10 protein-coding genes are annotated in these 11,586 nt (G+C 68.9%); 4 read left to right on the forward strand and 6 right to left on the reverse strand.

Annotated features, from left to right (window positions below; all coding sequences use genetic code 11):
• Nucleotides 1–41: 41 nt before the first annotated feature.
• Nucleotides 42–815: an IS21-like element helper ATPase IstB gene (gene istB, locus AW27_RS07340; protein ID WP_037931107.1), complete on the reverse strand. Its 774-nt coding sequence runs from the start codon at nt 813–815 to the stop codon at nt 42–44.
• Nucleotides 812–2,416: an IS21 family transposase gene (gene istA / locus AW27_RS07345; protein WP_037931105.1), complete on the reverse strand. Its 1,605-nt coding sequence runs from the start codon at nt 2,414–2,416 to the stop codon at nt 812–814. Before istA ends, istB begins: the two co-directional genes overlap by 4 nt.
• A gap of 105 nt (nt 2,417–2,521) precedes the next feature.
• Here istA and AW27_RS07350 point away from each other — a divergent pair, with 105 nt between their 5' ends.
• The 4 genes from AW27_RS07350 to AW27_RS07360 all read left to right on the forward strand — a co-directional run bounded on the left by AW27_RS07350 (nt 2,522) and on the right by AW27_RS07360 (nt 6,254).
• The gene (locus AW27_RS07350; protein WP_157840356.1) at nt 2,522–3,193 is read left to right on the forward strand and encodes a hypothetical protein; all 672 of its coding nucleotides are present in this window, start codon (nt 2,522–2,524) and stop codon (nt 3,191–3,193) included.
• A 932-nt stretch (nt 3,194–4,125) separates the two neighbouring features.
• The gene (locus AW27_RS34375) at nt 4,126–4,446 is read left to right on the forward strand and encodes a hypothetical protein (protein ID WP_157840333.1); all 321 of its coding nucleotides are present in this window, start codon (nt 4,126–4,128) and stop codon (nt 4,444–4,446) included.
• A gap of 94 nt (nt 4,447–4,540) precedes the next feature.
• Nucleotides 4,541–4,714, forward strand: a complete 174-nt coding sequence (locus AW27_RS34380) for a hypothetical protein (protein WP_370466461.1) — start codon at nt 4,541–4,543, stop codon at nt 4,712–4,714.
• A gap of 457 nt (nt 4,715–5,171) precedes the next feature.
• Nucleotides 5,172–6,254, forward strand: a complete 1,083-nt coding sequence (locus AW27_RS07360) for a ParB/RepB/Spo0J family partition protein (protein ID WP_201773427.1) — start codon at nt 5,172–5,174, stop codon at nt 6,252–6,254.
• A gap of 457 nt (nt 6,255–6,711) precedes the next feature.
• On the opposite strand, the gene AW27_RS07365 is transcribed toward AW27_RS07360, so the two are convergent.
• The 4 genes from AW27_RS07365 to AW27_RS07380 form a co-directional block, all read right to left on the reverse strand.
• Complete coding sequence (locus tag AW27_RS07365) at nt 6,712–7,866, reverse strand: glycosyltransferase family 4 protein (RefSeq protein WP_037930584.1); 1,155 nt, start codon at nt 7,864–7,866, stop codon at nt 6,712–6,714.
• A gap of 16 nt (nt 7,867–7,882) precedes the next feature.
• Nucleotides 7,883–8,623 (reverse strand): FkbM family methyltransferase, encoded by a 741-nt coding sequence (locus AW27_RS07370; protein ID WP_037930583.1) that lies wholly within the window; start codon nt 8,621–8,623, stop codon nt 7,883–7,885.
• Nucleotides 8,624–8,709: 86 nt separating this feature from the next.
• Nucleotides 8,710–9,888 carry an acyltransferase family protein gene (locus AW27_RS07375; RefSeq protein ID WP_037930582.1) on the reverse strand — a complete coding sequence of 393 codons (1,179 nt, stop codon included), beginning with the start codon at nt 9,886–9,888 and terminating at the stop codon, nt 8,710–8,712.
• A complete protein-coding gene (locus AW27_RS07380) occupies nt 9,881–10,858 on the reverse strand; it encodes an alpha/beta hydrolase (RefSeq protein ID WP_037930579.1) in 978 nt (325 codons plus the stop codon). Before AW27_RS07380 ends, AW27_RS07375 begins: the two co-directional genes overlap by 8 nt.
• Nucleotides 10,859–11,586: the final 728 nt, after the last annotated feature.

An 11,586-nucleotide genomic window follows, 5' to 3' on the forward strand; every position in this document is an offset into this window, starting at 1 on the left:
TGTGGTCACGTAATTCCCCAACCCCTGGGGTGGTGCCTTGATCAGTTGGCTGAGGGCTTATCGGGCTTGTCGGCGGGGTTCCTTGGGCGCTTGTTCGGGCGGTAGCTGGGGCCGTTCATGATGACTTGGTGGCTGGTGTTGATCAGGCGGTCGAGCAGGGACTCGGCGACGACGGGGTTGGGGAAGAGGGGATACCAGTCGCTGGGTGCCCGGTTGCTGGTGATGATCAGGGAGCGTCCCTGCCGCTCGGAGACGAGTTCGTAGAGGTCGTCGGCCTGGGCCGCAGTCAGTTGGCGCATGGCGAAGTCGTCGAGGATCAGGACGTCGGGGCGGATGAGCTCGCGCATGCGCTTGTCCCAGGTGCGGTCCGCGTGGCCGCCGGCCAGCTCGGCCAGGATCCGGCTGGTCTTGGCGAACCGGACGTTCGCGCCCTGCCGGACGGAGAGATGGCCGAGGGCCTGGGCGACGTGTGTTTTGCCGACGCCGACGGGCCCGAACAAGATCACCGACTCTCCGGCGTGGAGCCAGCGCAGTGCGGCCAGGTCCCGGATCTGGGCCGCGGGCAGCTTGGAGGAGGCGGTGAAGTCGAACTCCTCCAGGGTCACCTGCTGCTCGAACTTCGCGCGTTGGAGCCGTCGTTGGAAGGCCACGGTCTCGCGGCGGGTGATCTCGTCCTGGCAGAGGACCTGAAGGAAGTCCAGGTGTCCGAGCTCGCCGCCGTGGGCCTGGGCCAGCCGGGCGTCCAGGGTCTCAAGCATCCCCGACAGCCGAAGCGTCTTGAGCGACTCGCGCAGGGCGGTGTCCAGCACGCTCATCGGGCGGCCTCCTCGGCATCGCCGGCGTCATCGTGACCGGGGTCGTCGTGGAGTTCGTCAGAGATCTGGGAGGGGATGCTCGCGGCGAACAGGCCCTCGGGGCCGTGGAGGAAGGCCGCGGCCCCGGCGTCGCCGGTCTCCGGCTCGGGGTCGGTCTCGGTCCCGGCGATCAGGATGCCCTTGATGGTGCGGTAGGACGGGTCGCCGACCGTGATCGCCTTGGTGCAGGCGGCCTCCAGGCGCTGGTCGCCGTACTTCTTCCGCAGGCCGAGGATCCCCTGGGCCGCGCGGAGCCGGTAGAGCGCGTTGACCTCCAGCAGCAGGTCGATCACCTCGCGGCAGGCGTCGCCGACCTCAGACGCCTGGCTGCGGCACCACATCGGCGTCTTCATCTGAAACGCGATCTTCTCCGGCGGGTAGTCGCCCGAATCGGTGCGTTTTCCCTGGTCAAGGGCGGCGTGGGTCTTGACGAGGTCGCCGTCGTGGAAGACCTGGACCATGGTCGTGGTCGAGCGGACATCGACCTTGCGGCCGATCAGCTTCCAGGGCACCGAGTAGAGGGTGCGGCCGACCTTGATGTGGATGTCCGGGCCCACGGTCGCGGTCGACCAGCGGGCCAGCACGAACGGCTTGTCCGGCAGCGGCAGCAGGGCCGCCGACTCGACCGCCTCGAACACCGCCAGCGGCGATGCCCCTCCCAGCGGCCGGCACTGCCTGCGGCCTGCGGTCCCGCTCGCCCAGGTCACGGCCTCGGCCTGCATCTGCTCGACCGAGGTGAACTGCCGCCCGCTCCAGAACGAGTCACGGACATAGGGCATCGGCCGCTCAACCCGCGGTTTGTCCTTCGGCTTCGCCGCGCGGGCCGGGTCGACCAGCGTGCTGTAGTAGGTCGCGAGCTCGGCATACGACTTGTTGATCTTCGGGTCGTAGAGGTCCGGCCGGTCCACGGCCGTGCGCAGGTTGTCGGGCACCAGCCGGCGCGGGACACCCCCGAAGAAGCGAAACGCTTCGACGTGGGCCTGGGTCCAGGCGTGCTGGTCCATGTGGACGACCGGTCGCACGAACATGTGCCGTGAGCTGGGCAGCACCATCACGAATGCCCAGATCCGGTGCCGCTTCCCGGTGGCCGGGTTGATCCACTGGCCGAGGAAGCCGTAGTCGATCTGGGCCTCTGAGCCCGGCTCCACGTCGTCCCGCAGCACCGTCACCCGAGACCGGGCCGACTCATCGGGCAGGTTCTCGGTCACCCACCGGCGGAACGTCGAAAGCGACACCGTCAACTTCCCCTCGTCCCGCAGGCGCTGGTGGATCGTGGTGACTGTGGTGGTCTCCAGCAGGCCCTTGACGTACTCGCGGTGCGGTTCGATCTCCGCCCATGTCACCTGGTTCAACCGGCGGCTCGCCAGGTCCGGGAACCAGACCTTCAGCAGCTTGGCCCAGTCCGCCTCGCTCATCGGCGGCCCACCCGGGGCGAGCCCGGCCTCCTCCGCCGGCGCCAGATACTTCCTGACCGTCTTTCGGTCCACCCCCAACGAGGCCGCGAGCTGGTTCTTCGACCGGCCCGCATACCAGTGGACGTAGATCTCGACGACATCGACCACCTTGAACGTTCTCCTTGCCATCCGGAATGTCCGCCGACCTCTCGGCCTTCGGTCGAGGGACGGTGACGACTCCACGACGGTCAGGACCCTCAACCCGGCACGGACATGCCCAAGGGGATCCTGAACGATTCGGGGCGCAAGCCTCATCAGCTTTCAAACCACTCATTGAGGGAACGTCCCCGCCGCGAAACCGGGCTGACCAGGACAGATAGCTGTGGCATGCTCGCCCGCGTGATTCATGCCCCAGATGGCGGATGGTCCTTCGCGACCGCACGGGAGGCAGCCAGCTTCGGTGCCGGCGAGCTGACAAGCGTTCCCGGCGTCGAACATGCGATGGCCGAGAGCGGGACGCTCTGCGGCATTCCGGAGCACCAGGTCACCCGCTATATGCATCTCTTTGAACCAGCAGAACCGCAGGCGTGTCCGGAATGCCGCCAGCGGGCCGAAGCGGCTCCGACAAAGCCGTGTGCTCAAGAGCGACTTCACGACAGGCTCCAGGCCGCCGACCCGGGACAGGGCCGCGACGACCTACTCGCCGCCTTGCGCAGAGGGGTGAAAGTGGGCCTATGGCTCCGCGGTCCCGCCGCAACCCTGGCCAGACACTACGCAGACCTCGACTCGCTGACCGAGGGGGCCGAGCCCGCCATCGAGGCCTTCAACACCACCACGAACCTCGGCCTGGCACGCGTCGAAGACGGCGCCTGGCGCTTCATTGCTGTGCTACCCGAGGACGACGGCCGCCCGCTCGTCGCGCGTGGGCCCCGCACTCTCAGCTGACAACGCTCAAGGCCCGCGAGGTCGGCGCCCCCTTGGGGAAACGTGACCGCATGGGTGGGGAATTACCTGACGCGAAACCAGTCACCGCTGGGGAAAACGCTGACCGTCGACAGCACTGGCGCGTCACCACCGTCCAGGGCATCCAGTACTAATTCGGCCTCAACCGTGTACCGGGCTGGGCCTCGGGCAAGGAGGAGAGGAACTCCGTGCTCAGCGTGATTCGCCGTGCTCGGAAGAGCCTCGTATACGTGGATGAGGAACCCACCGGGTCCACCGCTTGATCATCCATGGCAGGGCACCGCCGGATGGCTCACGGAGCCGACCGCGCGCTCCCCGCGCCGACCTGGCGCGGGCCGCGGGCCGCCAGGCGTGCCGGGGATGGGGAACAGTCGTCACCGACGACTGGCGGCACGAGCTGTGCCCGGTCCGCCAGACCGCCGGCCGCTCAGCCGAATCCGCAAAGCATCCACCCCACCGCAGCGCCGCATCAGTGACGTTGCCCCGCGCCCGGCCGTCGGCCGCGGCCAGCAAGTCGCGGCGTACGAGGCCCAGGCGGACGCCGCGCAGACACGCCGACAGAGTGGTCTCCAGATGCCGTCGGAACCCCTTACGCAGGCTTCGTACGCTGACACCGGCCGGCACCGAAGCGCCTCTGGGCAAGCAACTGCTCCTGAGCGTGCACTGGACAGTGTCCGGATAGGAGCTGCGGGTCGTTCGTGCCCTCACCTCCCGCAGGAGGACTCCGGCCCACCGTCACCGCAGGAAGTACCAACCGACTCCCCATCAGAACGAGCGTCAAATGAGCGTCACGAGCGTCATTTCAGCGTCAAGATATCGCCCGAAACGCCCACACCGCACATCATGCGCACCGAAGAAACCGCAGGTCAGGAGTCCTTCGAGGCCGGTTCAAGGATGGCGACACACTCTACGTGGTGAGTCATCGCAACCGTATCGAAGAGCGCCTCGGTGGTATCGATACGGTCGCAGCCGCCGGCGGCTGCGGTCCGATGTCGTCCTGGTGGACATCCGCAAGCCGAACATGGATGGCCTGGAAGCCGCATGTTGCGCCCGGGCGCTGGCGCCGGAGTGCCGTGATCACGCTCACCACCTTCGACCTGGATCAGTACGTCTACGCGGCCCTCGCGGTCGGCGCAGCGGCTTCCTCCCTCAAGGACGTCACCTCCGAGTTGCGCCCACCGCCATTTGCCTGGTCAGTGCCAGTGATGCGTTGCCCACCATCACCCGTCGCCTGATGGGGCGTCAGGCCGGAGACAGCGCCGTGGAACCGAGCCCCGAAACCCCCGCCCTCGACCGGGACCGGCCGTCCTGACCCCGCGCGAGCGTGAGGTGCTGACGCTCAGGGGCGGGGGCCTTTCCGATGGCGAGCCGGCGCTGGGCCTGACGCTAAGCGAGGCAACGGTGAAGACCCACGCGGCGCGACCAGGGGGCGCCATAACCACTTGCGGCGCACAAGTCGAGCGCTTCTGCAAGTCCAAACGGCCGGATTCACAGGGTACTTAGCCGGAACCGGTCGCTACGACATCGCTCAGGCCCTCACCGGCGCCCGCGAGGCACCCGCCCCGACATCGTGTGTTTTGAAGGTCTCGACAGCATCTCGGCGAGATATGAACATGAGTGCGAGGTCCTGCCGTACACCATCAGGCTGGTCGACTGGCTGAATACGAGCGGTCGCAATCCGCTGAAGATCATTAGCATCAGTGTGTGTCGCGCCATCAGGACCGGTGGGCCGGCGGTGTTTCCAGGAAGTGAGGATGTGGCTGAGGTGCGGGCTGACGGTGCAGAAACCCTGTACTCGGGCCTTCAGCACCTCACGGCCATCTGCAGCCGGCGCACCACCCACCGCGCCCCCGCCCAAGAGGCGAAGGGGGCCGGTCGCTCGACCAGCGGTATTTCCTACACACGGGGTGAATTCAAAGTGCTACTACCTGACTCATATAGGCCCGGCCCTGGTACAGCGGTGTCACGGCCCACCGCACCACCCTTCTCGTCGGTCGCCGCGCCGGCGCCCTACGAGGTGCCCGCCCGCACGATCGCCTCCGTTACGATCGCAACGCTCCTGCCGGGCGAATCCCCCCGCTCGGAGGGGCTGGACCAGGAGCATGTGGCTCGCCTGGCCGAGGTCGACGCCCCCCTCCCCCCGATCCTCGTCCGCCGGTCCGACATGCGCGTCATCGACGGCATGCACCGGCTCATGGCTGCCTTGGTCCGCGGCCAGACCAGCATCGACGTCGAATTCTTCGAAGGAAGCCCGGCAGACTCCTTCCTTCTGGCGGTCCGGGCCAACATCGCCCACGGCCTCCCGCTTTCCCAAGCCGATCGGCGCGCCGCCGCATCCCGGATCATCGCGTCACATCCACACATGTCCGATCGTGCCATCGCCCGGGCCTCGGGCCTGGGAGCCAAAGCCATAGCGACAATCAGGCGCCGTTCAAGTGACGACCTGCCGCAGTTGAGCGTTCGGATCGGACGCGACGGGCGAGCCCGTCCACTGAACAACGTTGATGGCCGATGGCGTGCGGCGGAACTCATGGCCGAGAATCCGCACGCCTCGTTGCGTGAAGTGGCCCGGCTCGCGAAGATATCGCCCGCTACGGTGAGCGATGTACGCAAGCGCATCCAGTCCGGCGAACTGCCGGCAGCCGTACGGCCTCACGCTGACCAAGGCACACCAGAAGTCACACACTCCACCAAGTCACGGGCAGGTGCCGGCGCCGTAGCAGACGCAGCCGTCAGGATGCCCGCGCAGGGCGGCCGCCTGCAGCCCAACCGCAGGCCACGGACGCCTGCACCGGACCCCGCTGTGGTGCTCAACAAACTCTTGCGGGACCCCTCCATGCGCCTCAAGGAGGAAGGACGACACCTCCTGCGAATCCTGCAACAGAACGCATCGGCGGAGTGGTACCAGCTGACCGAAGCGGTACCGCCCCACTGCGGGGAGCTGGTGGGGAGCTTGGCGCGCCAGTATGCCGCCACCTGGCTGGAGTTCGCGCAGCATCTGGATGAGCGCGATCGAGCCGTCCCTCAGAGAGCGACCTACTGATATGCGCTGGTTCCAGCCACCTCCATCCCACCCTCACACGTACCAAACTGCCCACAGGTTCACTGACTATTCCCATAGATACGCAAAGCCTTGCCCCAGGGTCCGAAGCTAGAGGATAGGTCCTGGCGTACAACGGCGCGTCGGGTATCCACAGTTCGGATACCCGACGCGCTTCGTCGCGTGCCCCTACTTTGCCGGGCGCACTTGGCCTTCGCTCTGACGCACGCAGACCGGACCGGTCCGGGACCCGGGCAAGGGCCGGACGGGCTGCGATCCGACAGCCGATCCCGCACCGCGCCGCGGATCAGGCGGAAAACGATACGAGGCCGCCCTCGCCCCTCAACGCCCGGTGGTGAGTAGCGTCCCTTCCACCGGGACGGCACTCACCTGAGGCAGGGATGACAAAGCCGCCCCCGCTCTCAGCGGGAGTCGGGCCGGCTTCCCCCGGTCCTGCCCCCTACGCTTGTCCGCGCACGGACAGCGGCTCGCGCTCCGGCTCCAGCAGCCGCATCAGGTGACGTGCCGACTCGTCCCAGGACCACGACTCCTGCACCCACCGGCGGCCCGCGGCACCCATCTGCGCCGCCCGTCCCGGGTCGAGCAGCAGCTGGGTCAGCGCGGCGGCGACCACCTTGGAGTCGGTGCCGTCCACCACCCGGCCCGTATGCCCGTCGAGCACGGTGTCCGGAGCTCCGCCGGAGTCACCGACGACGACGGGCAGGCCGCTGGCGGCCGCCTCCAGGAAGACGATGCCGAGACCCTCCGCCTCCAGGCCGCCCTTGCGCGTCCGGCAGGGCATCGCAAAGACGTCCGCGGCCGCGTAGAACGCCGGGGTCTCGGTGTGGCGCTTGCCGCCGACGAACCGCACGGCGTCGGCGCCGTGACGCTCGGCGAGCCCCCGCAGACGTTTCTCGTCAGGGCCCTTGCCCACGACCAGCAGGACGGCGTCGGGCACCTGGCGGCGGATCAGCGGCATGGCCTCGATCAGCCGGTCCTGCCCCTTGCGCGCCACCAGTCGGGCCACACACAGGATGACGCGCTTGCCCTCCAGGCCCAGTTCGGCGCGGAGGGCGGCCTTGGCCACGGCGTCGGGGCGGTACACCTCCGCATCCACAGCCGGGACGAGCCGGCTCAGCTCGGCGCGCGTTCCGAGGGCGGGTGCGATGCGGGCGCGCGTGTAGTTGCCGAGGTAGGTGACGACGTCCACGCCGTCACCTATCCGGCGCATCATCCGGCGGGCGCCGGGTACCTTCGCCCACCAGATCTCATGCCCGTGCGTGGTTGCCACGATGCGTCGTATGCCGCTGTCGCGTAGGGAGGGCGCCATCAGTGCGAGCGGTGCTGCCGCCCCGAACCAGACCCGGTCGCATCCGTGCGCCCGGGCTATCTCGACGGCCCTCTTCGTGACGCGGGCGGTCGGGAGCAGCATGCGGCTGGTATCCCGTACCACGGGGAACGGAAGGCTACTGTCGTAGGCGGTGTCACCCGGCTCGTGGGAAGTGTAGACAACGACGTTGTCGTCCGGCACCCGCGTGGCCATGGCATGGACGAAGGTCTCGATTCCCCCTTGGCGAGGCGGGAAGTCGTTGGTGATGACAAGGGTGGAGCCCATGGCAGTGCAGGTTCCTTCAGTTCGAGGTGATCGGGCGGACGGTGAAGAGGTAGTTCCGGCAGTCGTCCGTCACTTCGGAGACCTGGTCCCAACCACCGCTGCGCCAGCGATGCATGGTGTAGTCGAAAAGGCCCAGGCGGCTGACGAGATCGGCCGACTTTACGTCGTACTTCGCGAGGTGGCGGTCCTCGATCTCCAGCAGCAGGGAGGGCCGGTGGCGCAGCAGGGTGCTTCGGGCGCCTGACAGAACGGCCCCCTCGGCTCCCTCGACATCGGCCTTGATGAAGTCGACGCGGTCCAGCCGCATGTGGTGGCACAGGCCGTCCACCGTCCGCACCGGCGTGGCCACCGGAACGGCTCGGGGGAACTCGCGGTTGGGGCCCGGTCCGGAAGCGCCCTCGGTGAGGTAGGCGCGTCCGTGGACGGGGAGCAGGCGCCGCCGCGGCAGGCTCATCGTGCCCTCCTGTGCGCGCTCGCCCAGAGCGGTGCGGTGCACGGTGACGTTGCGGCAGCCGAGTGCTCCGGTCACGGTGCGCAGCCACTTGGCGGGACCGGGGAGCGGCTCGACGCTGTACACGGCACCGGTCGGCCCGACGAGGTCCGACAGGACCCAGGTGTAGAGGCCGTACTCGGCCCCGATGTCGAGACAGACCGCGCCCGGCGGCACGAAGGGCCGCAGGCCCTCGACTTCGTCCTCGACGAACGGGAAGCGCGACGAGGCCCAGCGCAGCCCACTCGCGACCGCGGACACCCGCATCCCCTGTTGGGGGCGGCCGCCACGGACCGGTCCAGGCGGACCCGCCGGAGGAGTTGAGCTGCCGCCCATCGAAGGCCCTTTCATTGTCATATGGTCCGTCCCGTACGACCATCCGCAGCCTCCGCCATCACCGGCCGGCTCTGGCGCACCACCAGGCTGCTGCCTCGCGGCCTGGCCTGCTCGTACGTACGGAACGCGGTCCAGCAGACGAGCAGGGCCGTCGCGAACGCAGGCAGCCAGGCCAGCCGCGCGAGAACCCAGCCCGGGTTATCGGGCACCGTGTGCATTCCGGGCAGGGGGTCTCCGGCGAGGAAGCCGATGGCGGTCACTGCCATCATCGATGTCTGGTGCCACAGGAAGATAGTCATCGCGGACAGGTTGACCATGGCCACAGCGGCCCAGACCCCGGGCCGGGCGAGCATCCTGCGCAGCGGACCGAGCAGCAGGAGGGCCGCACCGCACTGGGCGGCACCGAAGGTGACGGTAGCCAGGTTGGGCGGGTCCAGGTTGGAGACGGGGTGCCCCGGGACACCGACCATGGCGGCGGGATATCCGGCCCACACGACCAGCCCCGCACAGGCGGCAGCGCCACCGAGCAGCAGCATCCAGTGCGTCACCCGGCTGCGCACCGCTCCTCGCGCCCAGGCGGCCCCCAGGCAGTAGGGGACGAGCCAGCCGGCCAGCACGTTCATTGAGTTGAGCCACTCGGGCCCGTCCAGCCCGAACCGGATCACGTCGACGTGCAGCACGACGGCGAACGGCCACAACGGGTGCAGCCGCGTCGCGAGCGGGGTCAGAGCTGTCAGCACGGCGAAGACCAGCAGGAACCAGAGCGGGGACAGCACCAGCTTGCACAGTGTGTGCAGGGTCCGGTCGTCCACTCCGGCGCTGAGCATCACGACCACGGCGACGGTCCACACCGCCAGCACCACGGCGACGGGCCGGAACAGTCTGGCCAACCGGGTGCCGAGCCATCGCCCGTAGCCGATGCCCTTGGCCCGGGCGGAGACGTAGCTCCGCGCTCCCACCAGACCGCCGACCAGGAAGAAGACCGCCAAGGTCTGGAACGCCCAGGAGAGCGGGGTGAGTTCAGGCATGTAGAGGAGCGGGCTGGCGCTACGCAGGGTGCCGCTGTCGGCGACCAGCGCGGTCACCGTCCAGTGGCCCAGCACCACCCCCAGAATGGCGAAGGCTCGCAGCGCGTCAACGGCGCGATCCCTGGCCGCCGGCGTGGCGGCGTCGATCCGGCGAACGAGGTCACGCACCGTTTCCTCCCGGGTGCTTGTCGGGTGCGGGTTGGCCCGTGACGATCCGGGCGATGTTCCGCAGGGACGGGGAGCGTGGTTTCAGGTAGTCGCTGTGGCCGCTGTCGCCCGCGTCGAAGATGCGCGCGCCGAACTCCGGGGCGATCGGGTCCGTCCCGAAGCCCACGGCGAGCGGACCCAGTCCGACCTTGTAGTGCGGCACGTTTCGGATCCAGTCGGTGCTGCCGCGCCCGGCCCACACGGCGGCGCCGGTGTGCAGGCCGGCGGCGTCGTCGAAGCCCGTGCCGGGGCTTCCGTAGAGGACGATGTCGGCGACCTGCGCCCCGGAAGCGGCGCGGGCACAGACGACGCTGCCGTAGGAGTGGCAGACGAGGGTGGTCCGGGCCGCGGGCTTGCTGGCACCGAGGCCCCTGAGGAACGAGGTAAGCCCGGAGGCGGCTTCCTCCGCCCGTCCCGAAGTCACCGAAGCCAGGCTCACCGTGGTGGGGGTCTGGTAGCCGAGCCAGGCGACGACGGCGGTCCGGTCACCCGAGGCGCGCTGCAAGGACGTGCTGCCACTGCGCAGACGCCAGTAGTTGTCCACGCTGATGCCGGCGCCCGGGACCATCACCGCGATCGTGTCGGCGGTCGACAGGTCCCCGAAGACCTCGACGACGCGGCCCCCGTCGCGGCCGTCGAAGGTGAGCACCTGGCGCCCGGGGGCGCGGAATTCGCGCAGAGCCGCGGCCCTCTTGCCGTCACCGTGTGCGGTGGCCGCCCGCTCGGCGGCGCCGAGGTCCGCTCGGGTGGCGGCATACCGCTCGGAGAGGGCCTGCGCGCTCGCGACGGGGACGGAGCCGGAGGTGGCCGGAACCGGGGCGGGTACGTCCGCGGGCCGGGCGGCGCCGGACACCGGAGCAGCCACGGACACCATGACCAATGCGATGAGTGCAGCACGGCGCAGGCGGTTTCCGCTGGGCCAAGAGGCCATGGCAGGTAATTCCTTCCGTGCCTGGACGACTGTCGTACGTTCTCGCCGATGAGGCTATTGATCACACAGTCGAACTGTCATCACGCCAGCGATGTACCTCCTCAGGACTACGGGCCAGAAACCAGCTCATGGCCGGAATTCGCCTGCCGTGCAGTCGACTCTTCCGTTCGGCCGCACGGCCCGCTCCGTCCTGTAGTTCCGGCCCCATCTCAATCTGAACGTGTCTGCCGGTGCTTTGACGCACCAATTCGGATAGGGCTCGGGCCACCGGGAATACGGGTTCATCGCTCGGGAGAATGGCGGCGAACAGACGGTGGACGCGAAGCAGGGCCCGTCGGCGCTGACGCCCGACCGGGCCCCGGGCCCTGCTCGTTCTGTGTGTGCCCCGAGTTAGGATTCGACCCCACGCTGTCGGGACCACCGCTCAGCCCTGCGGACAGCGCGTCCGCAGGGCTGAGCGGGTCGGCTCCCGGCGGATGCCGACCGGCCTCTGCGGAATACTGACGTCCCCGCCCACGGTGTGGGCGGTCTCGTTCGCCGTAACGCGTAGCGCAAGCAGTCGCCTGGGTGGCCGAGGCTGTCCCCGGCGGTGACTTCGTGGAGATCCCCGACAGCGGGCGCCTCGGGAACCTGGAGCGTCCCGAGGCCGTGAACGCGGTGATACTCGTGCTTCACCGCAAACTGACCGGACCGGTCCGCGCCGGCTGCTCGGCGCTCGCCGTACGGGC

It is taken from the genome of Streptomyces sp. PCS3-D2 (genome assembly GCF_000612545.2).
Lineage (GTDB): Bacteria > Actinomycetota > Actinomycetes > Streptomycetales > Streptomycetaceae > Streptomyces.